We start from the raw sequence: 26,917 nt of genomic DNA, 5'->3' as shown, positions 1-26,917 counted from the left end.
GATTCGAGTCGGAGTCATCCCTGGGTATGACGCATGAATAGACCGAAGTCCGATGCATCGATGAGGATGTTTCGGGCAAAGTGGTCCCCATGATTGAAGTGAGGGGACTGACGAAGACCTTCGGGTCGACGAAAGCGGTGGAAGATCTGACGTTCACCGTGAAGCCGGGCAGTGTCACGGGCTTTCTGGGCCCGAACGGTGCCGGTAAGTCGACGACTATGCGGATGATCCTCGGTCTCGACCGGCCGACTTCGGGTACCGCATTGATCGAGGGAGTGCCCTACCGCGAACTGGAGCGGCCGCTGCACACCGTCGGCGCGCTCCTCGACGCCAAGTGGGTGCACCCGAACCGTACGGCCAAGGCGCACCTGCAGTGGATGGCGGCGGCGAACTCGTTGCCGAAGTCTCGGGTGGACGAGGTGCTGCGGCTGGTGGGTCTGACCGAGGTCGCCGGGAAGAAGGCCGGTGGTTTCTCGCTGGGCATGTCGCAGCGGTTGGGGCTGGCAGGGGCGTTGCTGGGTGATCCCAAGGTGCTGTTGTTCGATGAGCCGGTCAACGGTCTCGATCCCGAGGGCATCGTGTGGATTCGCAAGTTCATGCAGAGCCTGGCGGCGGAGGGGCGCACGGTGCTGGTGTCGAGTCACCTGCTCTCGGAGATGTCGTTGACCGCCGAGCACCTCATCGTCATCGGTCGGGGCCGGTTGATCGCCGACACCAGTGTCAAGGAGTTCGTCGACCGCGCGTCGGAGTCGTCGGTGCGGGTGCGCAGCCCGCAGCTCGACGCGCTGCGCGGTCTGCTCACCGCGCGGGGCTTCGCGGTGAGCGAGGAGGCCGGGGACGACCACGAGTCGGCGTTGCTGGTGTCGGGGGCGCGCACCGACGATGTCGGTGCGCTCGCGGGCTCGAACGGGATCGTGCTGCACGAGCTGTCGTCGCAGCGGGGTTCGCTCGAGGACGCGTTCATGAAGCTCACCGGTGACGAGGTGCAGTACCACGCTCAGATCGCCGGGGAGCCGGCCGGCGCGGCACAGAACATGGGAGGTGCGCTCTGATGAGCGTGTTGAATGCAGAGCGCATCAAGTTGACGTCGACCAAGTCGCCGATCTGGTGCAGCCTGATTGCGGTTGTCGTCAGCGTCGGGTTCGCTGCGATCCTGGCCTGGGGCTACAGCGAGCTGGAGTCGTCGGGCGAGGGCTCGATGGGCGAGTTCTCGGTCGCGTCCACCCAGGCGGGTGCGGGCGCGTTCGGTTCCATGCTGGTGATGATCATGGCGGCTCTGGCGGTGACCACCGAGTACCGGTTCAGCGTCATCCGCACGACGTTCCAGGCGGTCCCGCGTCGCACCCACGTGATCGGTGGCAAGGCACTGCTGCTGGCCGCGATCGCGGCCGTCCTCGGGCTGGTCGTCGCCCTGCTGTCGTTGTTCGTGGCACAGGCGATCTCGGGGGAGTCGCTGTCCATCGGTGACGGCAGCAATGCCCGCGAACTGTTCGGGATCCCGATCTACTACGCGCTCCTCGCGGTGCTCGCGGTCGGAGTCGGCACGCTGATCCGTCAGTCGGCGGGCGCGATTTCGCTACTGCTGCTGTGGCCGCTGGTGATCGAGAGCCTGTTGACCCTCATCCCGAAGGTGGGCAAGTACTTCGCCGAGTTCGGTCCCTTCAACAACATGTCGTACTTCCTCGGACAAGACGGCGGGGTCGACTTCTACTGGGGCCCATGGGGTGCGCTGCTCTACTTCGCGGCTTTCGTAGCAATCGTGTTCGGCGCGAGCCTCTTCGTGGTGAACAAGCGCGACGCCTGAGCATCTACGCTGCTCGGCGAGCGCCCGGTCGGGATCCCCGGCCGGGCGCTTGCATTATCGTCGGTCGAGCGAGAGGAGGCCCGAGCTGTGCGGATCGGGGTACTGGCCTACGAGAACTGCCTGGCGGCGGAGATCTTCGTATTCACCGATCTGCTTCGCATCGCCAATCGTGTTGCGCGCGAGACGGGTGCGGCGCCGACGGATCCGTTCCGGGTGTCGGTGATCGCGGCCACGGCCGACCCGGTCCCGGCGGCCGGTGGGTTCCCGATCGGCGTCCGCCGATGGCATCACCGATTCGATCGGATCGTGGTGCCGGGATTCGAACTCGTGCCGTCCGAGGATCCCGTCCCGCAGCTGACCGCCAGACGTCGTGAAACGGCGTTCCTCGAGTCGGCCGCCGATCGGGGAATCCGCATCGCGTCGGTGTGCGTCGGCGCGTTCCTGCTGGGGGAGGCCGGCCTGCTCGACGGGCGCAGATGCACCACGTCGTGGTTGTTCGCGGCGCACCTGGGCCGGCGGTATCCCCGGACGACCGTGTGCCCCGAGGCGATGGCGGTCACAGATGGACCGATTACCACCACCGCGGCGTTCAGTGCGGCACTCGATCTCGCGACCGCGCTCGTGCGGGAGCACCTAGGCGACGAGATCGCCCGCGCCACAGCCCGGATCACCCTCGTTGCCGAGAACCGGACGAGCCAGGCGCCGTACATCGTCGACTCGATGCTGCCGGCCGCGAGAGCGCTCTTCGCCGACGACGTGGGGGCCTGGCTGGTGGAGCACCTCGCGGAGCCCTACGACCTGAAACGGTTGGCGGGTGCCTTCCACGTCAGTACTCGAACGATGCTGCGCCGCTTCGGCGCCGAGACCGGACAGGCGCCTCGCGACTTCCTCCGGAGGGCAAGAGTGCGCGCGGCGCGGAACCTCCTGGAGACCACCGACCTGTCAGTGGGACGCATCGTCGAACGCGTCGGTTACCGGGACACCGGAACGTTCCGGCGCCTGTTCGTGAATCAGGTTGGCGTCGGTCCCGCTGAGTATCGAAGGCAGTTTCGTGGCGAGACGACCATAAAGGGTGGCGATTTCGCCCCTCCACTCCAAGACGGGTGCCCGACAGACTGAACGGACACGAAAGACCAGTCACGGAGGACAATGGTGCCCAATCGAAGCTTGCACGAGGACGACCCGCTCGACGATTTCGACCGGCGCACAGTCGAGTCGGACGGTGTCGCGAAGACGGTCTACGTCGCTGGGCGTGGTCCGGCCGTCATCGTCATGCCGGAGATGCCCGGGATCAGCCCCCACGTCGCACGCTTCGGGCGGTGGGTGCGTGACGCAGGGTTCACCGTCTACCTGCCGTCGCTGTTCGGTCGTGACGGCGCTGTCCCTGGCGTCGAAGAGGGTGTGGCGGTGTTTCGCCGGACCTGCGTGAGCGCAGAGTTCCGGGCGCTCGGCAGGAACGGAAGCAGCCCGGCGGTGGTCTGGCTACGCGCGCTCGCGAGACTCGCGCACGACGAGTGTGGAGGCCCGGGGGTGGGGGCTATCGGTATGTGTTTCACGGGCAATTTCGCGCTGTCGATGATGCTCGAGCCCGCGATGCTTGCGCCGGTGCTCTCGCAGCCGTCGCTGCCGCTGGACGATCCGGACGGAATCGACAGCAATCCCGAGGAACTCGCCTTGGTGCGCAAACGCCTGGACGAGGAGGACCTGACGGTGTTGGCCTACCGGTTCTCCGGTGACAAGTTCTGTCGCGCACAGCGGTTCGCTGCATACGAGCAGGCGCTCGGCGATCGGTTTGCCGGGCGGGTGCTGCCCGACAGTGCCGCGAACACCGAGACATCGCCGTTCTTCGAGCACGTGATCGCGGGTCCGCACAGTGTCGTCACTGCGCATCTGATCGATGAAGCCGGGCAACCCACCCTCGCCGCACGGGACGAGATGCTGGCTTTCCTGGGAGAGCGCCTGACGGGCTGAGGGAAGGACCCTGCACGGGGTACCCTGCCCGTATGCGAATGCGCGTGGCGTTCGTCGCAGGTGTGGCCGGCGCACTGGTGCTCGCGGGATGCGGAAATCCCGACGACATCGGTCCGCCGGTTGACGGGCCGGGCCTCGCGTCGGCGATCGACACGGATGCAGTGATCGCCGACCTCCATCAACTCGAGCGCATCGCGCACGACAACGGAGGCAATCGGGCGGTCGGCACGCACGGCTACCAGGCGAGCGTCGACTATGTCGTCGATCAGCTCGAGCGCGCCGGATTCGATGTTGAGACACCGGAATTCGCTGTCCAAAAGTTCGAGGTGACCAACCAGAGCTTGCAGGTGTCGGGTCGCGACGTACCGGTGGATGCCCTCACGTACTCGCCGGCGACGCCGGCGGGCGGGTTGCATGCATGGCTGGTGCCGGTGCCGGCGGGCCGCACCGAGGGCTGTGAGAGCGTCGACTACGACGGGTTGGACGTGACCGGCGCGGTGGTGCTGGTCGACCGCGGTTCGTGCCCGTTCGTGCAGAAACAGCAGATCGCGGCGGATCGGGGAGCGGCAGCGGTCCTGGTTGCCAACAACGAGGACACCGACCTTGACAATGGCACCCTGGGGGGCACCGACGGCGCCCGGATCCCCACTGGTGGGGTCAGCAAGTCCGAGGGTGCTGCGCTGCGACAGGGCGGCGACGTCGCTCTCGTGCTCGACACGACCATCGAATCGACCAACTCCCGCAGCGTGATCGCGCAGACGAGGTCCGGAGCGTCCGACGACGTCGTCATGGCGGGAGCGCATCTCGACTCGGTGCCTGCTGGTCCCGGGATCAACGATGACGGATCGGGTGTTGCGGCTCTCCTCGAGACCGCCCGGCAGCTCGGAGCCGAGCCCAACGTGACCAACGCCGTGCGGTTCGCCTTCTGGGGAGCCGAAGAGGTGGGGCTCGTCGGCTCCAAGGCGTACGTCGAGGGCCTCGACGATGCGGAGCGCGCTGACATCGCGCTGTATCTCAACTTCGACATGGTGGGCTCGCACAACGCCGGCTACCTCGTGTACGACGGAGACGACTCCGACGAGATGGGTCGGGGCCCAGGGCCCGAGGGCTCGGCCGGAATCGAGCGGACGCTCGAGTCGATCTTCCTCCAGTTGGGTGTCTCGCCCGACGGAACGGATTTCGACGGGCGTTCGGACTACGGCCCGTTCATCGAAGCCGGCATTCCTTCCGGAGGGTTGACCACCGGCGCTGACGCGAGGAAAACGGCTGCTCAGGCGGAAAAGTGGGGCGGCGAACAAGACGCGAAGTTCGATCCGAACTACCACACCGAGCGGGACACATTAGCCAATGTGGATCGGCAGGCACTCGAACTCAACGCGGAGGCGATCGGGTACGCGGTTGGGCACTACGCGCAGTCGATCGACGGCCCCAACGGGGTCCCCGCGGCGGGCGACGCCCGGACGACGGCCCGCGCCGATACGACGAAGTAGACGGCCGAGAGCGGCGTCACCCGGTACTTCTGCGAGATGACCCGGCCAGGATTATTCTTGCCGACGTGAGTGACGACCCGGTTCACGACGGCAATGTCTCGGAATCGCCACGGGCTGATTCCGGCGACGGGAGCGGGTACGCCAAAGTATCGGGAACGGTCGCGAAGTGGGTACGTGACACAGATCGGCGGCCGCGATTCGTCGAAGCGGTCCGTCGCCTACGGCGCGCGCTCCCGGGGGATCCGTCGTTCGGTGACCCACTGTCAACCTCCGGTCCAGGTGGGGCCCGGGCGGCCGCGCGAATGATCGACACCGGTCCTGGCGCGTCCCGCGAGGTGAGCCTGGCGGCGCTGCAGGTGCTGCAGGTGGTGCTCGAGAAGGCATGGGGAACCCAAGCCGACGGCGAGGTCACGATCGTGTTCACCGACCTGGTGGGGTTCTCGAGTTGGTCGCTGCGGGCGGGCGATGGTGCGACGCTGAGCCTGCTGCGCGAGGTCGCCGCGATGGTCGAGCCGCCGATGATCGAGCGCGGGGGCCAGGTGGTCAAGAGGCTCGGGGACGGGCTGATGGTGGTGTTCGACCACCCCGACCGAGCAGTGGAAGCAGTCTTCGAGGCCCGCGCAGCGCTGGCGAACCTGGAGCACGACGGCTATCGGCCATGCATGCGGGTCGGCGTGCATACGGGCGCGCCACAACCGATCGGCGCGGACTGGTTCGGTGTGGACGTCAACGTCGCTGCCCGAATGATGGAGCTGGGCGGGAAGGGCAACGTCGTGATCTCCGGTGACACTCATGATGCGATCGGCGACCAGAGGCTCGAGGAATTGGGTCTGACCGCCAGGCGGTACCGGCGCGGACTGCTGGCGGCCCCGCAGCGTGGGGTACCGGAGGATCTGCCGGTCTACGTCCTGCGACCGGTATCCGCAGAACCCTGACGCCCCAGTCGGACGGCTGTTGCCCGGCCTACGCGCGAGGCGCACACTGTGGGCGTGCCCGATTCCGAACAGCGCACACCCTTCTACGGGGTGTTGATGATCATCGCGGCGCTCGCAGCCGCGATCGTCGTGAGCTATTACGGGCCGGCCTGGCTCCGAGTGACGGTTTATATCGTCGCTGTGCCGGTGGTGGCCGTCGGTTTCGTCTTCACCCTGCGTGACTACTCGCGGTGAAGGTGAGGATCAGCGGCTCTTCTGGTCCAGTCTCCACATTGGGGACACCGGACCGTGCCCGGCACCCAGGTCGTACGCTGCCTCGAGGCAGCGGGTGACCCATTGCTTGCCGAACGCGACCGCGTCGGGCATCGCGTAGCCACTGGCGAGGGCGCAAGTGATGGCTGCGGCCAGCGTGTCGCCACCGCCGTGATCATTGCCGGTGTCGATCCTCGGGTTGGTGAACTCGTGGAAGGCGTCACCGTCGAACAGCAGGTCGGTACTGGCCGTGGACGAGCGCAGGTGCCCGCCCTTGACCAGGGACCACGGCGCTCCGAGTGAGTGCAAAGCCTCGGCGGCGCGGCGGGCGCTGGCGTCGTCGACCACCTCGATGCCGGTGATGAGCCGTACCTCATCGAGATTCGGCGTCACCAGCGATGCGATGGGTATGAGGGTGTGGCGGACGGCGTCGAGGGCGTCCGCGTGCAGCAGCGGATCACCGTGCATCGACGCGCACACCGGGTCCACCACAAGCGGCACCGGGTGGTCGCGGCCGATCCCGACCTCGGTGCACACCTGAGCGACGGCCTCGATGATCGCAGTGGACGCGAGCATGCCGGTCTTGGCGGCGGACACGCCGATGTCCTCGACGACGCAACGCACCTGTGCTGCCACCGTTTCGGGCGGGATCTCGTGGAATCCGCTGACACCCACCGAGTTCTGCACCGTGACCGCGGCTACCGCGACGCACGCATGCACACCGCACATCGTCATGGTCCGCGAATCGGCCTGAATGCCCGCGCCTCCGCCGGAATCGGTACCGGCGATGGTGAGGGCGCGGATCGGGGTCTGGCCGGGCGGCGTCAAGGGCAGATAGTCCACGGAGTCGAGCCTACCCAGAGGTCGGACCTGGTGGCCCTGCTGTGGTCGGGCAGGCAGGACTCCTCGGAACAGGTGCGTAGGTCGTTCGAGCTGGCGAGCGTCGAAAGCGTTGCGTGCGAAATTGTTTCGCGGGCGACAGTGGATGCGGGGGACGGCAGGTCTGCGGCAGAGGGCGAGGCATTGGAGCGTGCATGAATTTCTGTCAAACGGCAGACAGACGACGGGGGCCGTTGTACTAATAGTGGTGTGGGTCACACAGTTTCTACCAAGGTATCCCGAGGAGGTGTCGTGTTCGCCGATTCGCCCCTCATCGACGTGACCGACAATTGCGACCAGAACCGCTTCGAGTTGCGGCTCAATGGCGACCTGGTCGGAATCGTGGGCTACTACGACACCTCGCCCGCCGGGAAGAGCGAAGCGCCCGAGTCTGCTCCGGTGATTTCGTTCATGCACACCGTTGTGGTCGAGGATTTCGGGCACCAGGGACTCGCTGCCGTCATGGTGCGGCACGCGCTCGACCATGCTCGCCGTCATGGTTGGAAGGTCCGGCCGGTTTGTACCTACGTCCAGCGATTCGTCGAGGCCAACCCGGAGTACAGCGATTTGATGGTGCCCCTCGACGTGCCGGCTTGATCAGTCCAGGTCAACCAGAACCGGAGCGTGGTCGCTCGCGCCCTTGCCCTTGCGCTCGTCCCGGTCGATGTGTGCTGCAGTTACTCGAGCCGCGAAGGCTGGCGAGCCGAGTACATAGTCGATGCGCATACCCTGTCGCTTCGGGAACCGCAACTGGGTGTAGTCCCAGTAGGTGTAGACGCCAGGGCCGGGGGTGTGCGGACGCACCACGTCGGTGAATCCCGCGTCGGCGAACGAATTGAACGCATCCCGTTCCGGTTCAGAAGTGTGGGTCTTGCCCTCGAAGAACGCGGGATCCCAAACATCCTCGTCGGTGGGTGCGACGTTCCAGTCGCCTACCAGTGCGATCTGTGCGTCCGGGTTGCCGGCCAGCCATCCCTCCGCGTCTGCGCGTAGCTTGGCCAACCATTCGAGCTTGTAAACGTAGTGCGGGTCGGTCAACTCGCGACCATTCGGCACATACAGACTCCACACACGCACTCCACCGACCGTTGCGGCGATCGCGCGGGCCTCCGGGACAGCCTCGGTCTCGGGGTCCTTGCTGAACCCAGGCTGGTCCATGAACCCCACCTGCACGTCCTCGAGCCCGATGCGGGATGCGATCGCCACGCCGTTCCACTGGCTCAGGCCGACGTGAGCAACCTCGTAGCCTGCCTCGGTGAACCTCTCGTACGGGAACTGCTCGTCCCTGCACTTGGTTTCCTGCATGGCCAACACGTCGGTGCCGGTGCGCGTCAGCCAGTCCAAGATCCGGTCCGTTCGGGCACGGACCGAGTTCACATTCCACGTCGCGAGTCGCACATCCGAGAGGGTAGTCGGCTGCAGGCTGGTCAGCTGCTCTGGCACTCGCCGGACCCGGTCCTGGACCTGCGCATCGGTTTGGGGCCCAATGCCTTGAGCGCCTCCACACGATCCCGGTCCACCTCGGTAACCCGGCCGTCGGCAGAGCGGACCACCACTGTCGGTTCGAGCTGCTCCAACGTGCCGATCACATCGGTGAGCGGATGCGTCGCGCCCGGTGGCAACCGATAGCGCACCACCACCCTGCTACCGAGAGTCGGCTTTCCGGGACTCGGCTCCATCGGCGTTCCCTCCCGATTCCGGTCGTCGTCCGCCAGTCCGCTCGGTCAGTCTGTGCCGTCGACGTCGTCGTGACCGAATGGATCTTCGTCGGTGCCGGGTGTCCAGCTGTTGCCGGGCACACCCCACCCTGCCCTCTTGATCGTCTTCTTGGCGGCGCGCGCATTGCGGCCGATCAGGACGTCCACGTAGAGGAACCCGTCGAGATGGCCAGTCTCGTGCTGCAGCATGCGCGCGAAGAACCCGTGACCCTCGATCTCGACCGGGTTGCCCTCCTCGTCCGTACCGGTCACCCTCGCCCAGTCGGCGCGGCCTGTGGGGAACTGCTCGCCGGGCACCGACAGGCAACCCTCGACATCGTCGTCCGGATCCGGCATGGTCTCGGGGATTTCCGAGGTCTCGAGCACGGGGTTGATCACCACACCGCGGCGGCGGACCTGCTTGTCGGCCTCGTCGGCGTCAGGGCAGTCGTAGACGAACAGGCGTTTCGCGACACCCACCTGGTTCGCCGCCAGACCCACACCGTTCGCGGCGTCCATCGTCTCGTACATGTCCCGGATCAGGTCGGCGAGCTCACTGGGTGACTCGGTCACGGGCTTGGTCGGCTCGTGAAGGACGGGGTCACCGACGATCCGGATCGGAAGAATTGCCATGGTCACCAAGGATAATGGGCGTGATTTCCGCGGCGCGCCTCGCCGGAACTCGGTGCTTGTTGTCATGATCATGGTTCAATTACCGGGAAGAGCAATGGTGTAATTCGTGTCCGGTCATGCGGGTTCCCGGTGCTCGGACACGCGTTCGGCCTGACGCTGTCGGGCCTGCAAGGGAGTACGAGGTCTCGCCAAGGTCGAACTGGATCCAGCAGTCGAGGAGTGAGATGGACGGCGCAGCAGCCCGGAACGAATCTGAACGCACCGACAGCGCGTCGGGAAATGAGGTCGGCGCCGACGGCCTTACCCGTCGCGAACACGACATCCTCTCCTTCGAGCGGCAGTGGTGGAAGTACGCGGGTGCCAAGGAAGAGGCCATCAAGGAGTTGTTCTCCATGTCGGCGACCCGCTACTACCAGGTGCTCAATGCCCTCGTCGACCGGCCCGAGGCGCTGGCAGCGGACCCGATGCTGGTCAAGCGCCTGCGCCGCCTGCGGGCCAGTCGGCAGAAGGCCCGGGCCGCGCGTCAGCTCGGTTTCGACGTCTCCACCTAGCCTGCCGGTCCAGCCGCCGCCAACGCCCGGCCGTCGTCACCTCGTTACCGGACGAGACCGACGCCGATTAAGGTCGGAACAGTGACCACCCAGAACTCCAATTCGTCAGGACCTCCGCTGCGTGCGATCGCGATGGTGCTGATCGCCCTGGCGATCCTGTTCGCGGGTCTGGGTGCGGCCGACCTGGGCTTGGGCGGCTCGAATGCCGACGAATCGGCCACCGAGGTCACGACGACGACCGGCGCAACGACGACCACCGCGGCTCCGGCCGCAACCACCACGCTCGCGGCTCCCGCCGCGCCGGCGACAACCAGTCCGCAGGAGACCAGTGCGGCCGCGGCCGCACCGCCGGGGCCCGTCGACATGTCGCTGCCGGTGCGGGTGTTCAACAACAGCGATGTCACCGGGCTCGCCGCACGGACCGCGAGTGAACTGACGTCCAACGGCTGGAACATCGCCGAGACCGGGAACTTCACAGACGGGGTCATCCAGACCAGCACCGTCTACTACGGCGACGACGCTGCCGAGAAGCAGGCGGCGGAGGCTATCGCCTCCGAACTCGGCTTCCCCGCCGAACCGCGTTTCGGGGGCATTGCCGGCCAACCGCCGGGAGTGATCGTGATCGTCACCGCCGAGTAGACCGATCGGGCCGAACAGTTCGATCGGCCTGTCAATAGTGATCATCTGCAGATTTCAACGACACCGAAGGAGCGGTTCGATGGCCTCGAAATTCACCCGGCGAGATTCCTGGTTTGTCGTGACCCCACTGGTCGCGATCACCGCGCTGGGCTTGACCGCATGCTCGAACAGCGTGGAGCCGAGCGACGTTCCCGGTACCACCCCGCAGGTGTGGACCGGTGCGCCTGCCCCTCTGGGCGAGCAGGCCGCGGGCGGTTCCGAGCACGCCGCCGTGGACACCATCTCCGTAGATCTCGACAATCCCCAGGGCAGCCAGATCGGTACCGCGACCCTTGCCGAGAGCGAGGAGGGCTATGTCCAGGTCACCGTCAATGTTGACGGGCTGACACCCGGATTCCACGGCTTCCACGTCCACTCTGTCGGCAAGTGCGAGCCCAACTCGGTCGCCCCCACCGGCGGCGAGCCCGGTAACTTCCTGTCTGCCGGCGGCCACTTCCAGGTCGGGGGTCGCACCGGGCACCCGGCCAGTGGCGACCTCACCTCGCTTCAGGTGCGTGAGGACGGCGTCGGCTACCTCGTGACCACCACCGACTCGTTCACCCTCGAAGATCTGAGGAACGACGGACAGGGCACCGCGCTGATGATTCACGCGGATCCCGACAACTTCGGCAACATCCCCAGCCGCTACACGCTGCCCAACAACGCCACCTCGCCGGACGAGGAGACACTGTCCACCGGGGACGCCGGTGCGCGCGTCGCCTGCGGGGTCATCGAAGGCTGACAATCACGCCGGTGGGCGTTGAACGGCATGGTCGACCGGGGCTCTCCGCCCCGTAGTTCGGGGAGTTCCGGGCGTCCTGCGCGCTCTCGTACCGTGTGGTTGGATCGGTTCTGTGGGAGTCCCCTTCGCTGGTTCACCCCGTCCGACCCTCGGGGTGGAATGGGAGATTGCGCTGGTTGACAGCACCACCCGCGATCTGTCCAACACCGCCGCGGCGGTCTTCGATGCGGTCGGCGAACTGGTCGACAAGCCCCGGGTCACCAAGGAGTTGCTCCGAAACACAGTCGAGTTCGTCACAGGCATCTGCGACACGGTCGGTGAGGCCATCGACGACCTCTCCGAGACGATGTCGCTGGTGCGGCGCGCGGCGAACCCGCTCGGCGTCGACCTGATGTGTGCCGGCACTCATCCGTTCGCTCGATGGTCCACTCAACTGCTGACCCGCACCCCGCACTACGACGAACTCATCGAACGCACCCAGTGGTGGGGACGGCAGATGCTGATCTGGGGTGTCCACGTTCACGTCGGGATCTCCGCGAGGGAGAAGATGTTCCCGATCCTCAATGCGCTGCTACTGAAATATCCTCACCTGCTGGCGCTTTCGGCTTCATCACCGATGTGGACGGGCGTCGACACCGGGTACGCCAGCAATCGTGCATTGATGTTCCAGCAGCTGCCGACCGCCGGGCTGCCTTTCCAGTTCGAGAACTGGAGCGAATTCGAGGGGTACGTTCACGACCAGTTGACCACCGGCGTCATCGCTGATCTCGCCGGCCTGCACTGGGACATCCGCCCCGCGCCCCGCTGGGGCACGATCGAGGTGCGGGTGTGCGACGGCATCTCCACCCGAACAGAGCTGAGCGCCCTCGTCGCACTCATCCACTGCCTCGTCGTCTACCTCGACGCCCGGCTCGAAGCGGGGGAGACGCTTCCGTCCATGCCACCGTGGCACGTGCAGGAGAACAAGTGGCGGGCGGCCCGATACGGCCTCGACGCCGAAGTGATCCTCGGCGCCGACAACCGCGAACGCCTCGTCACCGACGACCTCTACGATCTGCTGGAGAAGCTCACCCCCACCGCGGTGCGGCTCGGCTGTGCCGACGAACTCGCCCGAGTCGCCGACATCCCACGACGCGGGGCGTCGTATCAACGGCAGCGCAAGGTCGCCGCCGCCACCGGGGGTGACGTCCGGGCCGTCGTCGCCTCCCTCGTGGACGAGCTCGACACGTAACGTCTGCTTTGCCCGCCGTTTACTATATTCGGCGTGTTGGTGGACGGTGGTGTGCGTACGGAGCCGGCTCGGCTCACCGATCGAACTCGAGATGCCCTCTTCATCGGTGCCGGCGCGATAGTCGTCGCCGCCTTGGTTGGCCTGCAGATCTTTGCGTTCGGCCGCGGCTTCCAGGGACCACTGGCCAGCCTCCTCGACGATTTCGTCGGAACCCCGAAGTCGGCGTCCGTGCCGTGGGCCGGGCTCGCGCTCGGGGTGGTGGGACTGACCAACCGGCACCGGATCATCGCGCTGTCGAGCGCCGCCGCGATCGACGTCGTCGTCGCCGCGGTGCGCTACCTCACGGGTGGACCCCTGACTGTCGGCAACGGCGCGGTGATCGTGCTCACGGCAATCGGTGTGTACGCCGCGGTGAAGCCGCAATGCGAACAGCGTCGGAAGATACTCACCGGTGTCGCGTTCGGAGCGCTGTTGATCGTCGCCACCAAGATCGGCGACGTGTGGTTGCACATCACCGTCATCTCACAGCCGATGGTTCTCGACCAGTACGTTCAGTTGGCCGATCGCGCCCTCGGCAACCCGGCGTGGGTGATGGGGGACGTGGTCGATGCCTTGGGCTCCGTCGGGTACTTCGTGCTGCACTGGGTGTACATCGAACTGCCCGTCGCTGCGATCGTCGTCGCGCTCTACCAGCTGGGCAAGAATTGGCCGTCGCACCACCTCGTGCGCACCTTCCTGCTGATAGGGCTCGTCGGGCCGATCTTCTACATCCTCTTCCCCGTGGTCGGGCCGATCTTCGCGTTCGGTGCCGACGGCCATGGTTTCCAGGTCGGCAACTTCTGGCCCGGCGCCGCTCCGTTCGACGTGACGCCGTCGCCGATGCCATTCGACGACACGACCCCGCGCAACTGCATGCCCAGCTTGCACACTGCGTGGGCGCTGGCTCTCTTCCTGCACTCGCGGCAGGGCCCGCGATGGCTGCGCTGGGGTGGCACCTTCTGGCTGTTGTCGACGCTCGCGGCGACTCTCGGATTCGGCTACCACTACGGCGTCGACCTCATTGCCGGTGCCGTCCTGACGCTGACACTCGAGTCGGCGCTACGCGATCCGGAACGTGGCTGGGGTTGGTTCCGGATCCGGCTCGTCGGCGGCGGCGGCTTGCTGTTGGCCGTGCTGCTGCTCAGCTACCGGTTCCTCGCGGTGGAGATCGCTCAGTACCCGATGGTGTCGGTGCCATTGCTTCTCGGTCTTCCGGCCTTGTTCGCCTTCGCCTACTGGAGGACCTTTCACAGCACCGCCCGCTCGTGTCCCGAGCACTGCACGCTCCCGGAGGCCGCCGCCCAGGCGACACGAGCACAAGGCGCGAGGGCCCTGCTGTCCAGTAGAACGGTGTCCAGGAGGGCGCTGGTGTCTAGTAGAACGTGCCAGACGTGTCGTCGCGTCGATCCTTGATCAGCCCGTCCTGTCCCCGCTGCTCGCGGTAGGCGACGCGGCCGACGCTGTAGGCGATCATGGGTGCCGTCAGCAAGGTGAACATCCCGACCAGAACCAACATCCAGATGTCGATGTTGCCGCGCAGTCGGATCACCGCGCCGGCGAGGACCAGCACCAGGCCGACGACCTGGGGCTTGGTGGCCGCGTGCATCCGGGAGAGGGTGTCGGGGAAACGGACGAGTCCGATCGCCGCGGTGAGAGCAAGGAACGAGCCGATCAGGATGCAGGTCGCGGCGACGACGTCGAGGAATGCGTTCATGAGTCGTCACTCACCCGGAATCGGGCCACGCTGACCGAGCCGATGAAGCCGACGAGGGCGAGCGCGACGATGGCGGGCACGATCGTGGTGTCACCGGTGTAGGTGGCCCACACCGACAGCCCGCAGATCGCGGTCCCGATGAGGGTGTCCATCGCGATCAAGCGGTCGAGACTGCCGGGTCCGGCGAGGAGTCGCTGGGTGGTGACCAGCGCCGCCAGCACCAGCATCACTCCGGAAATGATCATCACGGCTGTCATGCCCGGTCCTCTCTGCCCTCTTCGTGGTACTCGTAGTCGCGTAGGTGCCACGGCGCCGGCTGCCAGTCGGAGTCCCGCTCGAACGATGCGATGAACAGTCGCTCGAGTTGACGCACCGTCCGGTAGAACTGGTCCACGGCCTTGGTGGTGCTTACGTCCAGGACGTGGACGTACACCGCGCGCCGAGTCTGATCGACCTCGATGACCATGGTGCCCGGGATCAGGTTGAGTACGTCGACGCACAACGTCAGCACCAGGTCCGACTTGATGCCGAGTTTGCACCGCAGGACGCCGGTCACGGGAGGGGGCCCGGGTCGAACCGCGAGCCATGCGACCTGCGCGCTCGACTGACCGGCATAGAAGATGATCCACCAGACGAGCTGAACCAGTGACAACAGGTGCACACGGCCCTCGACCGGAACCCGCGGTAGCGGTAGCAGCCACATGATCAGCAGACCCACAGCAAGGCCACCGAGAATGTTCGCGGCGCTGAACGTCCCCCACAACAGGACCCACACCAACGTCAGCCACGTGAGGACGCCGAAGCGAAGAACGCGTTCGCGGGTCATGGGCCACCTCCCTCGCCCAGGACGGCCGTGATGTAGACGTCTCGATTCTGCAGGTCGCGGGCGGCCCGGTCGCTGATCCCGATCATCTGGCCCGCGAAGACGGTGAGTGCCAGGCCCACGGCGACCAGACCGATGGTCGGAGCCAGCATGAACACCGGCATCCGGCCCACGTCCTCACGGTCGACGAACGGGATGTCTTCCTCGGACTCGTCGATCAGCGCCGACGGGCTTACGTCCGCGAGATCACCTTCGGGGGCGTCGGCGCGGGCCCGCCAGAACGCCTTGGTCCAGACGCGGGCGACGACGTACAGCGTCAACAGGCTGGTGACGGTGCCGCCCGCGACGAGAGTCCAGGACAGAAAGCTCGGGTGCGCCACGCCGGCCTGCAGGAGCGCGATCTTGCCGATGAAGCCGGAGAACGGCGGGATGCCGCCCAGGTTCAGCGCCGGGATCAGGAACACGATCGCGAGCAGCGGGCTGGCCGCGGCGAGACCGCCGAGACGGCGGAGCGACGACGACCCGGCCTGCCGTTCGATCAGACCCACCACGAGGAACAGTGTCGTCTGCACGATGATGTGGTGCGCCACGTAGTAGACGGCGCCGGACAGACCGGACTGCGTCGAGAGCGCGACACCGAAGATCATGTAGCCGATGTGGCTGACCAGGGTGAACGACAGCAGACGCTTGACATCGCTCTGCGCGATCGCGCCCAGGATACCGATGATCATGGTGAGCAGACCGCACACCATCAGGACGTCGTCGAGCTCGCCCTGCGGGAACAGCAGCGAGTGGGCCCGCATGATTGCGTACACACCGACCTTGGTGAGCAGGCCGGCGAATACGGCGGTGACCGGGGCCGGGGCGGTGGGGTAGGAGTCGGGCAGCCATGCCGACAGCGGGAACACCGCGGCCTTGATGCCGAACGCCACCAGCAGCACACCGAAGATGGCCATGCGGGTGCCGGTGGGGATGTCGTCGAGTCGCTGCGACATCTGCGCCAGGTTGAGGGTGCCGGTCGCCGCGTATGCGAAGCCGATGCCGGCCAGGAAGATCAGCGACGACACCATCGAGACCATGACGTACGACACACCGGCCCGGACGCGGTCGGCGCTCGCGCCGAGGGTCAACAGCACGAAGCTCGCAGCCAGCAGCACCTCGAAGCCGACGAACATGTTGAACAGGTCGCTCGCGAGGAACGCGTTGGACACACCCGCGGTGAGCGCCAGGTAGGTCGGCAGGAAGATTGATACCGGTTGGTTTTCATGTCCATCGCGAATGCCCTGACCGACGGCGTAGACGATGACGGCGAGCAGCACGATCGACGACACCAGGAGCATCAGTGCCGCCAATCGGTCCACCACGAGCGTGATGCCTATCGGGGTGTCCCAGCCGCCCACCTGGACAGAGGTTGCGCCGTACCGGTCCGCGAGATACAGCAGCATTGCCGAGACGGCGGTGACGGAGATCAGCGCGAAGAGCGTGACCGCACGCTGAATGGTGGGTCGGCGGCCGACGAACAACGTGGTGGCCGCGGCCAGCATCGGGATCAGGACCGGCAAGGGCGCGAGAGTCCGGATGAGATCGGGAGACAGGCTCATCGTCATCCTCTCGGTACCCCGGATCCCATGCCGCCGGATTCCTTTTCGTCTTCCTCGCCGTGTAGATCCTGGTAGGACTGGTAGTCCTCGGGATCTTCGAGGAGGTCGACGGGTATCGGATTACCCGCGGAGTCGAAGGCGTCGCCGCTCTTGCTCGGGGCGCCGGTCAGTGGGTCGTCGGAGCGGTCGCGATCGGGGGCCTCGGCGGGGCTGCGCCGCTTGGAAACCTTGGTGTCCTCGGTGTCGTCCTCGACTCGGTCCATGGTGGTGATCCTGAACGCCCGGTATGCGAGGGCGAGCACGAACGCGGCGATACCCATGGTGATGACGATCGCGGTCAGGATCATTGCCTGCGCGAGTGGATCGGCCGCCTCCTCACGGAACGGTTCGCTGCCCACGATCGGGGGGTTGCCCGCGCGGCCACCGGCGGTAAGGATCAGCAGGTTCACGGCGTTGCTGATCAGCAGCAGGCCCAGCAGCATCCGGGTGATGCTGCGTTCGACCAGCAGGTACACGCCCGCGGCGGAGAGCACACCGATGAGGACCAATGAAGCGAGATCGGCACTCACGCGTTCACCTCCTCCCGCGCGTCGAGTCGGGCCCCGAGGCTTCGGAGTACGTCGAGCACGAGGCCTACAACGATCAGGTACACCCCTAGGTCGAAGAAGAGAGCGGTGACGAGCTTGATGTCACCGAGCAGTGGCAGCGTCACCTCGAACACCGCCGAAGACAGCGGTGGGGCGCCGAGGAACAGCGAGGCCACCGCCGTCCCGGCGGCGAGGCCGATGCCGAGGCCGAGAATCTTGCCCGCGTCGATGGGGACGGTCTCGCCGAGTTCGTACCGGCCGCCGGCGAGATATCGCAGTACCAGGGCCAGCCCGGCCGTGAGCCCGCCTGCGAAGCCGCCACCGGGCGCGTTGTGGCCGGAAAAGAAGAAGTAGACGGACAGAACCATCATCGTCGGGAAGATCAGGCGGGTGGTGACCTCGAGCACCAGCGACCGGTGTCGCGGGTCGATCAGATCGCCGCCGCGCAGCCAGGTCGTCTCCGAACTCGACGATGCCGCGTCGAGCACGACGGTGGGGGCGTCGGCCACACGCGGCGCGGTCCCGAAGCGGCGGTGCCGGAACACGAGGCTCGCGACACCGGTGGCCGCGACGAGCAACACCGAGATCTCACCGAAGGTGTCCCACGCACGGATGTCGACGAGTAGCACGTTCACCACGTTGCGGCCGTCGCCGAGTACATACGCCGCCTCCGGCAACTGGTAGTGGATCGGCACCGTGTTGCGGGCGTTCACCGCGTACGCGGCGAGGGTGGTGACCCCGGCGCCGACACCGATCGCAAGGAGCGCGCGGGGAAGTTTGAAACCGACTGACTGACGTTCGTCGATCTCGGCGGGCAGTTTGCGAAGCACCAGCACGAAGATCACCAGGGTCAGCGTCTCGACAAGGAACTGGGTCAGTGCCAGGTCAGGCGCCCCGTGCAGCGCGAACAGCACTCCGCAGCCGTAGCCGGTCAGTCCCACGAGGATCACCGCTGCCAAGCGGTTGCGCATCACCGTCGTGGCCAGTGCGGCGCCGATCATCCCGAGGCCGACGGTGAACTGCAGCGGAGAATCCCACAGCCGGAACTCGGCCCAAGCGTCGGTATACAGCGCCAGCACGATCATGGGCAACAGCACCAACGTCGCCAGGATCGTCGACTGCGTGAGCGGCAGCGAGCCGCGCTGGGTGAAACCGGTGAGGCGCATCGACAGCGCGTCCATCCCCCGCAGCGTGGCGTCGTACGCGCGATCGGCGTTGCCGAGCGGCGGATTCTTGAACTGCAGGCGGGCCACAGCCCAGCGATGGGCTACGAACAGCACCGTACCGAGAAGGACGATCGTGACGGTGAGCAGCAGTGGAGTGGTGACCCCGTGCCACAGAGCCAGGTGGTAGTCGGCGTGCGGACCGGCGGGCAGTGTCGTCGAGTACGGCGTCAGTAGCTTCTCGAGCTGCGGTGACAGCGGGCCGGCGAGCAGACCTGCGACCGCGAGGACCGCGGATGGGGCCAGCAGCAGTGCGCCCGGGGCGTGCATGTCCGCGACCGCGGGGCTCGGCTGCCGTAACCGTTTGCGGCCGAACGCACCCCACACGAACCGGATGCTGTACGCGACGGTGAGGATCGACCCGAGTGTGATGGCGGCGGCGGTTGCGGTCTGTGCCCACGGCTCGAGCACGTTCGCCTCGAGAATGGATTCGAGTGCGGCCTCCTTGCCGACGAACCCGAGGAAGGGCGGCAGCCCGGCCATCGACGCGGCCGCAAGCGTGGCGACGGCGGCCAGCCACGGAGCCTTCGCACCCAGGTGGGCGAGTTTGCGTATGTCGCGGGTGCCGGTGCTGTGGTCGATGATGCCGACCACCATGAACAGTGCGGCCTTGAACAGTCCGTGCGCGATGATCATCGTCATACCGGCGAGGGCCGCGTCGCGGGATCCGAGACCGACGAGCACCATCATGAACCCGAGTTGGCTGACGGTGCCGAACGCGAGCACCAGTTTGAGGTCGAACGAGCGCAGCGCACGCCAGCCGGCGAGCAGCATCGACGCAAGGCCCAGTGTGATGATCGTGATCCGCCACGGTGCTGAGTCCGCGAACCCGGGCGCCAGTCGCGCGACGAGATAGATGCCAGCCTTGACCATCGCAGCCGCGTGCAGGTAGCCGCTGACTGGGGTGGGCGCGGCCATCGCACCAGGCAGCCAGAAGTGCAACGGCACAATTGCGGACTTCGACAGTGCACCGGTCAGGACCAGTACCAGCGCGACGCTCGCGAGCCAGCCGCTCGGCGGGTTCGCAACAACGTCGGAGAGGTTGTAGCTGCCCACCAACTGCCCGAGCATGAGGATGCCGACCAGCATTGCGAGGCCGCCTGCGGTGGTCACCAGCAGTGCCTGCGTGGCGGCGCGGCGGCTGGTTGCTCGTTCGGCGTAGTGACCCACCAGCAGGAATGACAGGACGGTCGTCAGTTCCCAGAACGTGTAGAGGATGAGCATGTTGTCGCTGGTCACGAGGCCGAACATGGCGCCCGCGAACGCGATCATCTCGGCGGCGAAGATGCCGAGTCGGGGTTCGTCGTCGGTGAAATAGCGGGCGCAGTAGATCAGTATCAGCGTTCCGACACCGAGGACCAGGACGGACATGATCGCGGCCAGCGAGTCGAACCGCATGTCGATGTCCATCGACAGGCCGGGTGCCCACTGGATATGCAGGTCGCGTTCCTGACCCCAGTTCGCGATAACCCAGCCGAGGCTTCCCAGAGGTACCAGAGCGAGCGGGAAGAATGCATTACGCCCCATCGATCGCACGACGAGCGGAGCCAGAACAGCCGCTACTGCGTGAGCGATCAATACGACAAGCAATTCTCACTCCGTCGGGTCGTCGGGCGGCGGGGTGACGAATCGGCCTGAGCCGATAGTCGAGTAGACCGTTCGCTTAGCTAGCAGAGTGGGCTACGAGGCCATACTACTGAGCGGACCGAGACAAGCCTTTCAACAACGAAACCGGACACGCCTCGGCTGGGTCGGCGAGGAGCGTGCAACGCGAGTACGTTTCGACGGGTGTTTGACGAGAAGCTCACCCCGATCCGTACCGCTGCGCTCGCCCACATCCGCGATCGCCGCATGCTGCAGGCCCGGTCGGCCGGCAAGACCGCGTTCTACATGGCGGGGGGAAAGATCGATCCCGGCGAGACCCCGGAACAGGCTCTGCACCGGGAGATTCGCGAGGAACTCGACACCGACATCGCACCCGGAACCCTCTACGAGTTGGGGGTTTTCGAAGCCCCGGCCTTCGGACACCGCCACGGCGTCCGGCTACACATGACCTGCTTCCTCGCCGAGCTCGTCGATGAACCTCGGGCCACCAGTGAGATCGCCGAGATCCGTTACTTCACCGAAGCCGAGTACACCGCGATGCCCGAGACTGCGCCCGGTTCGCGGCTCGTCTTCGCGCGATTGAAAGAGTTGGATCTGGTCGACTGACGCGCGGAGATTCGTCCCCGCGCGCGAAGCGTCAGTCCGTGCGCGGGACGGGACGGGCCCGCAGTCCGCGAATCGCGAGCGCGCAGAACACGACAACGAGCAGCAGCGCGACGGCTGCACCGCGGTCGAAGGTGATGTGGGGCGCCGACTGATCGACCAGGGCCGTGAGGAACGAGTCGGATTCGGCGTACAGCCGCAGCGGCTCGGTGTCCCTGCTCGTCAACGGCGCGTACGCGGTGAACGTCTCGAACGTGGTCGTGGTACCGACGACGGTTGTGAACACCAGCGACAGCAGCGGCACCACCAGTCCGAGGGCGGCTAGGGCTCCGGTGTCGGGCAGCGTCGCGCCGAGAGCCAGCCCGATTCCCACGCCGAGGACCGCGAGTTGGGCGAGGAACCACGCCTGGCTGTCGGTGGACGTGGGATCGATCGCGGTGATCAGGGGGATCAGGGCGAGCGTGGCAAGACCGGCCAGGGGCGCCGGTCGCCACCGCCCGACCGACACGCCGACCGCCACCGCGGCTACCCCGACCGTGACCGGCACCCAGGGGGTCAGCCGAAGATGGCCCCCTGCGAGCACTGTCGTGACGAAAGGCGCGGCGGCCGCGACCGCTGTCGCCGCGAGCAGGAACTGTGAGTCGAGGCGCCGGGCCCAGTATTCGGTGAGCGCGACGACGAGCACGAGACACAGGCCGACGACGACCCAAAGCCGGAACCGGGATCCGCTCTGGCCGTCGATCCACTCGCCGAGCAGTCGATGCGCGAGCGTCAGCGTCACGACGGCCGCAATCACCTCCCGCACGACCGTGCCGTCGGTGCGTGCGGGTTCTTCGGTATCGATCACCACGCACACTGCGGCGAGGGCCAGGGCGGGCACGAGCACCCACCAGAACGGCTCACCGAGCATCGACGTGCTCGGCGACCAGGCGGTGTGCGCGGTGTGGGCGACGACGAACGTCGACATGACGGCGCCGGTCAGGAGGAGCCGGGGTAGCGCACGCGACCACCCGGCCGCCACCGCCGCACCCAGCAGGACACCCCCGGCCACGCACTTGGTGTAGTACAGCAGAGTCAGCTGGTCGAGATTGCTCACGCCGGGCACCATCAGGCGGGCCGCGATCAGCACGGCCGTCGCCACGACCGCCACGATCCACGCCGGGCGCACCGATGCCGCGCGCTGCATCGCGGCGTACGCGATTACGGCGAGCACACACCCGACCGCGATACCCGTGGGCAGGGTGCGGTTCCAAGCCTCCAGCTGGCGTGCGGTCGCGCTGAACATCGAGCCCGACTGGGGTGGGCTGATGAGCACGAACGTGCCCAGGATCCCGGCGAACAGAACGGCCACGCCTGAAAGGGACGAGCGGACGTTCGAGGTCATCGCCCCGACGCTACCTGCCACTCAGCGGCTTTCGGCATAGGCCTTCAGGTGTGCCACCTGCTCCGGGTCCAGGGATGCCCGCACCTTCTCGCGCGCCGCAGCGACGTCGTCCGCAGTGACATCGGCGGCGTCGACGCTGCGTCGCATCGCCGCGAGCGCCGCCTCTCGTAGCAGTGCCGCGCAGTCCGCGGCCGAGTAGCCGTCGAGGTCCTGTGCGAGAGCGTCGATGTCCACGTCTGCGGCGAGCGGCACCGACCGGCCCGATGTCCGCAGGATCTCCGTGCGCGCATCCGCGTTCGGCGGTGGTACGAACACCAGGCGCTCGAGTCGTCCGGGTCGCAGCAGGGCGGGATCGACCAGGTCGGGCCGATTGGTGGCGCCGAGCACGACGACATCGCGAAGGGGTTCGACGCCGTCGAGTTCGGTGAGCAGTGCGGCGACGACCCGGTCGGAGACGCCCGAGTCGGAACTCTGTCCGCGGCGCGGCGCGAGCGCGTCGATCTCGTCGAGGAAGATGAGCGACGGAGCCGAGTCTCGGGCTCGCTGAAACAGTTCACGCACGGCCTTCTCCGACGCGCCCACCCACTTGTCCATCAGCTCCGCGCCCTTGACGGCGTGGACGCTCAGCTGTCCAGAACTGGCCAGGGCCCGAACGAGATAGGTCTTGCCGCAGCCCGGTGGGCCGTACAGCAGGACACCGCGCGGGGGGTCGACGCCCAGGCGTGCGAACGAATCCGGATGCTGTAGGGGCCACAGGACCGCTTCCGTGAGCGCCTGCTTCGTCTCGACCATGTCGCCGACGTCGTCCAGGGTGACGGTGCCGATCGCGAGTTCCTCCGTACCGGAGCGGGACAGCGGCCGGATCACCTCGAGGGCGCCGAGGAGGTCATGCTGCGTCAGGTGTGGCTCTTGCTTTGTGTTGTTCGCGCGTGACGCGGCCCGCAGCGCGGCCTCTCGGCACAGGGCCGCGAGGTCGGCGACTACGAATCCAGGCGTGCGTGAGGAAATCTCGGCGAGATCGAGATCGCTGGTGGGAACCTTGCGGAGGAGCAGTTCGAGCAATTGCCGGCGGCCGGTGCTGTCGGGCAGCGGCAGCGAGAGTTCGCGGTCGCACAGATCCTGTGAGCGCAAGCGGTCGTCCAGCGACTCGGGGTGCGCGGTGGTTGCGACGAGCGCCACCGACTCGGTGTCCACCGCGCGGCGCAGTTGGTCGAGGATGAGCGTCGAGACTGGTTCGCGCACCGCGGGCAGCAGTGCGTCGATGTCGGTGACGAGCAGCACGCCGCCGGAGCGCACCGCGTCGACGGCCGCGGTGACACGCTCGAGCCGCGACTGTGCTTCGGACGCGCCGGCACCCGGCCCGTCGAGTTCGACAACTCGACGATTCGCCAAGACCGATCGCGCCAGCATCGACTTGCCGACACCAGCAGGTCCGGTGACGAGAACACCGAGATGCGGTGAGGCGCCGAGCTTGTGAAGCAGTTCGGGTTCGTCCAGGGCGAGGGTGAGCCACTCGGAGAGCTTCGCGGCCTGGAATTGGGCGCCGACGAGGTCCTCGACCGGGACGACGTCGGACGTTCGGGGTTCGGTCACTACCGGCGCGAGCGCCGACGAAGCTGAAGCCGCGACCGCTGACGGGGCCGGGCGGGAGTCGGTCACCCCCGATCCCCAGCTCACAGCCGAGTTCGGTTGCACACTCACCGGACCGCTCGACGGGTCGACGCCGGTGACGGTCAGCAACTCCGACGTCCAAGTGACTCCGAAGGTCCGAGAGAGCGCCTGGGTCGCCGACGCGGTGCTGGTGCCCGGCCCGAGGTCTCGGGGCAACAACGACACCGCGTCACCGACGGTGAGCACTTTGCCGAGCAGCGCTTGCCGCAGTGTGGTGTCCGAGATGGACTGCCGCGCCATGGCCGAACCGCTGACGGTGACCGCGCGTGCGCCGTACACGGTGACGGGTGTGACGACGACCGTCGAGTCCTCGCGCAACCCGGCGTTCGACAGGGTGACGTCGTCGAGCAGGGCCGTGCCGGTGGGGGTACCGGTGGGTGCGAGTCCGGCGACCGCGGCGGTTCGGCGGGCGCCGATCAGTGCGATCGCGTCCCACTCCCGCAGGCCGAGCGCGGCGAGCACCTCGGGGTGCAGGCGCACGACGCCACGGCGGGCGTCCGCGGCAGAGGTGTTGAGCCGGACCGTGAGTGTCAGTTCGGGCGAGGTCACACCCGTAAGCCTAGTGTGGCACCGGATTCGCTCCGTCGAACCTACCTCGGTCGGCGCAGGCCCAGCCTCGCTGCCGAGGAGCTGCGGTTGCCGTTCGGGGAGCGGCGTATCGCGCGGCGCTCGGCGGGCTTGATGTCCCAGGTCTCAGGACGTGCGGCGACCCAGCGCTGCGAGCGGACCGCGAACGGGATGTGTGCGAGGTACACGAACACCAGCACCAGCAGCAGTACGTACGGATAGGTGACCAACGCTGCGGCAGCGAGGGCGACCAGTGCGAGCAACCCGGCGGCCATGCGCGGCGGCACTGACACCGTCTTCATCGCGAGTGTGGGGATGCGGCTGACGATCAGCGTCGCGGACAGGAGCGTCCACACTGTGACCACGCCCGTCGACGACCACCAGCCGTCGCCCCACTGGCTGTAGGCGGCGATCGGGGCGAGCGCTACGAGCCCGCCGGCAGGGGCGGGCACGCCCACGAAGAAGTCCTTCGCGTAGCCGGGCACCGTGTCGTCGTCGAGCAGCGTGTTGAATCGCGCGAGCCGGAGCACGATGCTCACCGCGTACAGGAGCGCGACGATCCAACCGAAACTGTTGCTGTCGAGAAGGGTCACATACAGAACCAGCGCGGGAGCCACGCCGAACGAGATGGCATCGGAGAGGGAATCGAGTTCGGCGCCCATCTTGCTGGTCGCGTCGAGCATGCGGGCGAGTCGGCCGTCGAGCGAGTCGAGGACGGCGGCGGCGCCGACCATGGCAAGTGCAGTGCCGAGCTCACCGTCGAGCGCGAACTTGACGGCGGACAGTCCGCCGCACAGCGCGAGGACCGTGATGATGCTGGGTAGCAACCGGACTGCGTGCTGCCGACTCGGGCGGGGTGGTCTCACGGCAGCTGTGCGAGGACTGTTTCGGCACCCACGGTGCGTTGGCCCCGCTCGACGAGCAGTGCGGTGCCGACGGGGAAATACGTATCGACGCGTGAGCCGAAGCGGATGAGGCCGTACGTGTCGCCGATGGCGACCGCGTCACCTTCCTGGGCGTTGCAAACGATCCGGCGGGCGATCAGTCCGGCGATCTGCACGGCGGCGACATGGCGGCCGTCGGCGGTCTCGATGAGCATGCTGGTGCGCTCGTTGACCTCGCTGGCGTCCGCGAGGTCGGCGGACAGGAACTGTCCGGGTTGGTGGACGACCCTCTTCACGACACCGGCGACGGGGACACGTTGGACGTGGACGTCGAGCACGGACAGGAAGATGCTGACCCGCGGCAGCGGCTGGTCGCCCAGCCCGAGTTCGGCGGGCGGCACAGCGGTGTCGACGAGCGCGACCTCACCATCCGCAGGAGCGACGACGACGCCGGGGCGCCTCGGCGGCACGCGGCGGGGATGACGGAAGAACGTCGCACACGCGGCCGCGGAGGCGAGCCCTGCCCGACGTACCCACTTTCGATTTCGGCCGAGTGCCGCGACTGCGAGCGGGGCCAGCACGAAGGGCAGGCCTGCGGGGTGAAGCGGGGGGACAGCACCCTTGACGAGGCCGATCACGTGGCCGACGCCAGTGGGCTGGGGGCTGCCAGGGGGTGTCGGTCGACGTGCCACGGGCTCCTCTTACCGGTCGGGTTGAGCGACGATTTTCGCCGTTCCAGCTAACACAGGTTACGCGACTACCGAGAACCGGTGGGTGGCCACGTGCTAGCGGGATCCTGTGCCGGCGGGATCCGCTAGTGGGATCCGCTAGTGGGATCCGCTAGTGGGATCCGAGGGCTCCGGCGCTCGCGGTTTCGGCCTCGTTCTTGATCCGGGCGAGAGTGGCGTTCATGCCCACGATCAATTCGGCCTCGAACGAGTCGTTGCCACCGAAGATGGTCTTGACGAGCGTCTGTGACAGTTTGCTCGTGCCGTTCGGGGTTTCGCGGCGTTGGACAACCCGGGTACCGGTGGAGGTCGGTTCGAGGGTGAAGGACCAGATGGTGAAGTTCTCCTTGATGCGGAATGCGATGGCTTCGTTCGGCTCGAAGCGGATGACCTTGGACCTGGTCGTCCAGACCAGCAGGCCCTTGCGATTGATGTTGAAGGTCGTGGCGCCTTCGCGGACCTCACCGGACATGAGCATCTTGCGGCACTGCGGGCTCCACTCGCCCATTCGCTTGAGATCGGAGACGATCTCCCACACCGCCTCTGGGGAGGCGGCGATCTCGATGCTGGCTTCGAGGGTGTTGGTCACTGTTCTCTCCGGATTCGATTGGGTGGTACGGGGTGG

At 66.9% G+C, this 26,917-nt stretch carries 29 protein-coding genes; 14 read left to right on the top strand and 15 right to left on the bottom strand.

Annotated features, from left to right (window positions below; translation table 11 throughout):
• Window positions 1-89 precede the first annotated feature (89 nt).
• The 7 genes from EGT50_RS13420 (at window position 90) to EGT50_RS13390 (ending at window position 6,434) form a co-directional block, all read left to right on the top strand.
• Window positions 90-1,052, top strand: coding sequence for an ABC transporter ATP-binding protein (locus tag EGT50_RS13420; protein WP_127955148.1), 963 nt, complete (start codon window positions 90-92; stop codon window positions 1,050-1,052).
• The gene (locus EGT50_RS13415) at window positions 1,052-1,804 is read left to right on the top strand and encodes an ABC transporter permease (protein ID WP_127955147.1); all 753 of its coding nucleotides are present in this window, start codon (window positions 1,052-1,054) and stop codon (window positions 1,802-1,804) included. The genes EGT50_RS13420 and EGT50_RS13415 overlap by 1 nt, the downstream gene beginning before the upstream one ends.
• An 87-nt stretch (window positions 1,805-1,891) precedes the next feature.
• Window positions 1,892-2,923 carry a GlxA family transcriptional regulator gene (locus EGT50_RS13410; RefSeq protein ID WP_127955146.1) on the top strand — a complete coding sequence of 344 codons (1,032 nt, stop codon included), beginning with the start codon at window positions 1,892-1,894 and terminating at the stop codon, window positions 2,921-2,923.
• A 33-nt stretch (window positions 2,924-2,956) separates the two neighbouring features.
• Window positions 2,957-3,775 (top strand): dienelactone hydrolase family protein, encoded by an 819-nt coding sequence (locus EGT50_RS13405; RefSeq protein ID WP_127955145.1) that lies wholly within the window; start codon window positions 2,957-2,959, stop codon window positions 3,773-3,775.
• A gap of 32 nt (window positions 3,776-3,807) precedes the next feature.
• A complete protein-coding gene (locus EGT50_RS13400; protein ID WP_127955144.1) occupies window positions 3,808-5,265 on the top strand; it encodes a M20/M25/M40 family metallo-hydrolase in 1,458 nt (485 codons plus the stop codon).
• Between the two features lie 65 nt (window positions 5,266-5,330).
• Entirely contained in the window at window positions 5,331-6,200 is an 870-nt protein-coding gene (locus tag EGT50_RS13395; RefSeq protein ID WP_127955143.1) for an adenylate/guanylate cyclase domain-containing protein, read from the top strand.
• 54 nt (window positions 6,201-6,254) lie between these two features.
• The gene (locus tag EGT50_RS13390; RefSeq protein WP_127955142.1) at window positions 6,255-6,434 is read left to right on the top strand and encodes a hypothetical protein; all 180 of its coding nucleotides are present in this window, start codon (window positions 6,255-6,257) and stop codon (window positions 6,432-6,434) included.
• Window positions 6,435-6,443: 9 nt separating this feature from the next.
• On the opposite strand, the gene thiD is transcribed toward EGT50_RS13390, so the two are convergent.
• A complete protein-coding gene (thiD, locus tag EGT50_RS13385; protein WP_127955141.1) occupies window positions 6,444-7,295 on the bottom strand; it encodes a bifunctional hydroxymethylpyrimidine kinase/phosphomethylpyrimidine kinase in 852 nt (283 codons plus the stop codon).
• 288 nt (window positions 7,296-7,583) lie between these two features.
• Between thiD and EGT50_RS13380 the strand changes: the two genes are divergently transcribed.
• Window positions 7,584-7,928: a GNAT family N-acetyltransferase gene (locus EGT50_RS13380; protein ID WP_127955140.1), complete on the top strand. Its 345-nt coding sequence runs from the start codon at window positions 7,584-7,586 to the stop codon at window positions 7,926-7,928.
• Here EGT50_RS13380 and EGT50_RS13375 read toward each other — a convergent pair whose 3' ends face one another.
• Genes EGT50_RS13375 through EGT50_RS13365 form a run of 3 tightly spaced genes read right to left on the bottom strand, consistent with a single transcriptional unit; the run spans window position 7,929 to window position 9,661 of the window.
• Window positions 7,929-8,729: an exodeoxyribonuclease III gene (locus tag EGT50_RS13375; RefSeq protein WP_127955139.1), complete on the bottom strand. Its 801-nt coding sequence runs from the start codon at window positions 8,727-8,729 to the stop codon at window positions 7,929-7,931.
• A gap of 29 nt (window positions 8,730-8,758) precedes the next feature.
• On the bottom strand, window positions 8,759-9,010 hold the full coding sequence (locus tag EGT50_RS13370; protein WP_127955138.1) for a putative acetyltransferase: 252 nt from the start codon (window positions 9,008-9,010) through the stop codon (window positions 8,759-8,761).
• A gap of 45 nt (window positions 9,011-9,055) precedes the next feature.
• Window positions 9,056-9,661, bottom strand: a complete 606-nt coding sequence (locus EGT50_RS13365) for a peptide deformylase (protein WP_127955137.1) — start codon at window positions 9,659-9,661, stop codon at window positions 9,056-9,058.
• Between the two features lie 224 nt (window positions 9,662-9,885).
• Between EGT50_RS13365 and EGT50_RS13360 the strand changes: the two genes are divergently transcribed.
• The 5 genes from EGT50_RS13360 (at window position 9,886) to EGT50_RS13340 (ending at window position 14,315) form a co-directional block, all read left to right on the top strand.
• Window positions 9,886-10,212 (top strand): DUF3263 domain-containing protein, encoded by a 327-nt coding sequence (locus EGT50_RS13360; protein ID WP_127955136.1) that lies wholly within the window; start codon window positions 9,886-9,888, stop codon window positions 10,210-10,212.
• An 81-nt stretch (window positions 10,213-10,293) separates the two neighbouring features.
• Window positions 10,294-10,851, top strand: coding sequence for a LytR C-terminal domain-containing protein (locus tag EGT50_RS13355; RefSeq protein WP_408014643.1), 558 nt, complete (start codon window positions 10,294-10,296; stop codon window positions 10,849-10,851).
• 79 nt (window positions 10,852-10,930) lie between these two features.
• The gene (sodC, locus tag EGT50_RS13350; RefSeq protein WP_127955135.1) at window positions 10,931-11,632 is read left to right on the top strand and encodes a superoxide dismutase[Cu-Zn]; all 702 of its coding nucleotides are present in this window, start codon (window positions 10,931-10,933) and stop codon (window positions 11,630-11,632) included.
• A 112-nt stretch (window positions 11,633-11,744) separates the two neighbouring features.
• A complete protein-coding gene (locus tag EGT50_RS13345; RefSeq protein WP_127955134.1) occupies window positions 11,745-12,863 on the top strand; it encodes a glutamate--cysteine ligase in 1,119 nt (372 codons plus the stop codon).
• Between the two features lie 33 nt (window positions 12,864-12,896).
• On the top strand, window positions 12,897-14,315 hold the full coding sequence (locus EGT50_RS13340) for a phosphatase PAP2 family protein (protein ID WP_408014642.1): 1,419 nt from the start codon (window positions 12,897-12,899) through the stop codon (window positions 14,313-14,315).
• Here EGT50_RS13340 and mnhG read toward each other — a convergent pair.
• From mnhG to EGT50_RS13310, 6 genes are read right to left on the bottom strand one after another with little or no spacing between them, the layout of a single operon-like run.
• Window positions 14,275-14,616, bottom strand: a complete 342-nt coding sequence (gene mnhG / locus EGT50_RS13335) for a monovalent cation/H(+) antiporter subunit G (protein WP_127955132.1) — start codon at window positions 14,614-14,616, stop codon at window positions 14,275-14,277. The two genes, EGT50_RS13340 and mnhG, sit on opposite strands and share 41 nt — an antisense overlap.
• Window positions 14,613-14,873 carry a monovalent cation/H+ antiporter complex subunit F gene (locus EGT50_RS13330; protein ID WP_127955131.1) on the bottom strand — a complete coding sequence of 87 codons (261 nt, stop codon included), beginning with the start codon at window positions 14,871-14,873 and terminating at the stop codon, window positions 14,613-14,615. The genes mnhG and EGT50_RS13330 overlap by 4 nt, the downstream gene beginning before the upstream one ends.
• Window positions 14,870-15,442 carry a Na+/H+ antiporter subunit E gene (locus EGT50_RS13325; RefSeq protein ID WP_127955130.1) on the bottom strand — a complete coding sequence of 191 codons (573 nt, stop codon included), beginning with the start codon at window positions 15,440-15,442 and terminating at the stop codon, window positions 14,870-14,872. Before EGT50_RS13325 ends, EGT50_RS13330 begins: the two co-directional genes overlap by 4 nt.
• Complete coding sequence (locus EGT50_RS13320; protein WP_127955129.1) at window positions 15,439-17,040, bottom strand: Na+/H+ antiporter subunit D; 1,602 nt, start codon at window positions 17,038-17,040, stop codon at window positions 15,439-15,441. Before EGT50_RS13320 ends, EGT50_RS13325 begins: the two co-directional genes overlap by 4 nt.
• A gap of 2 nt (window positions 17,041-17,042) precedes the next feature.
• Window positions 17,043-17,609 carry a Na(+)/H(+) antiporter subunit C gene (locus EGT50_RS13315; protein WP_127955128.1) on the bottom strand — a complete coding sequence of 189 codons (567 nt, stop codon included), beginning with the start codon at window positions 17,607-17,609 and terminating at the stop codon, window positions 17,043-17,045.
• The gene (locus EGT50_RS13310; RefSeq protein ID WP_127955127.1) at window positions 17,606-20,440 is read right to left on the bottom strand and encodes a Na+/H+ antiporter subunit A; all 2,835 of its coding nucleotides are present in this window, start codon (window positions 20,438-20,440) and stop codon (window positions 17,606-17,608) included. Before EGT50_RS13310 ends, EGT50_RS13315 begins: the two co-directional genes overlap by 4 nt.
• 198 nt (window positions 20,441-20,638) lie before the next feature.
• Here EGT50_RS13310 and EGT50_RS13305 point away from each other — a divergent pair, with 198 nt between their 5' ends.
• Window positions 20,639-21,061, top strand: a complete 423-nt coding sequence (locus EGT50_RS13305) for an NUDIX hydrolase (protein ID WP_127955126.1) — start codon at window positions 20,639-20,641, stop codon at window positions 21,059-21,061.
• Window positions 21,062-21,092: 31 nt separating this feature from the next.
• Here EGT50_RS13305 and EGT50_RS13300 read toward each other — a convergent pair whose 3' ends face one another.
• From EGT50_RS13300 to EGT50_RS13280, 5 genes are all read right to left on the bottom strand, one after another.
• A complete protein-coding gene (locus EGT50_RS13300) occupies window positions 21,093-22,442 on the bottom strand; it encodes a hypothetical protein (protein WP_127955125.1) in 1,350 nt (449 codons plus the stop codon).
• 21 nt (window positions 22,443-22,463) lie between these two features.
• The gene (locus EGT50_RS13295; RefSeq protein ID WP_127955124.1) at window positions 22,464-24,662 is read right to left on the bottom strand and encodes an AAA family ATPase; all 2,199 of its coding nucleotides are present in this window, start codon (window positions 24,660-24,662) and stop codon (window positions 22,464-22,466) included.
• 41 nt (window positions 24,663-24,703) lie between these two features.
• Window positions 24,704-25,546: a CDP-alcohol phosphatidyltransferase family protein gene (locus tag EGT50_RS13290; RefSeq protein WP_206615822.1), complete on the bottom strand. Its 843-nt coding sequence runs from the start codon at window positions 25,544-25,546 to the stop codon at window positions 24,704-24,706.
• Entirely contained in the window at window positions 25,543-26,256 is a 714-nt protein-coding gene (locus EGT50_RS13285) for a phosphatidylserine decarboxylase (RefSeq protein WP_127955123.1), read from the bottom strand. Before EGT50_RS13285 ends, EGT50_RS13290 begins: the two co-directional genes overlap by 4 nt.
• Window positions 26,257-26,404: 148 nt before the next feature.
• A complete protein-coding gene (locus EGT50_RS13280; protein WP_127955122.1) occupies window positions 26,405-26,881 on the bottom strand; it encodes an SRPBCC family protein in 477 nt (158 codons plus the stop codon).
• Window positions 26,882-26,917 lie beyond the last annotated feature (36 nt).

The organism is Rhodococcus xishaensis (assembly GCF_004011825.1).
GTDB classification, from domain to species: domain Bacteria; phylum Actinomycetota; class Actinomycetes; order Mycobacteriales; family Mycobacteriaceae; genus Prescottella; species Prescottella xishaensis.
This window is presented reverse-complemented; position numbering and strand designations above follow the sequence as displayed.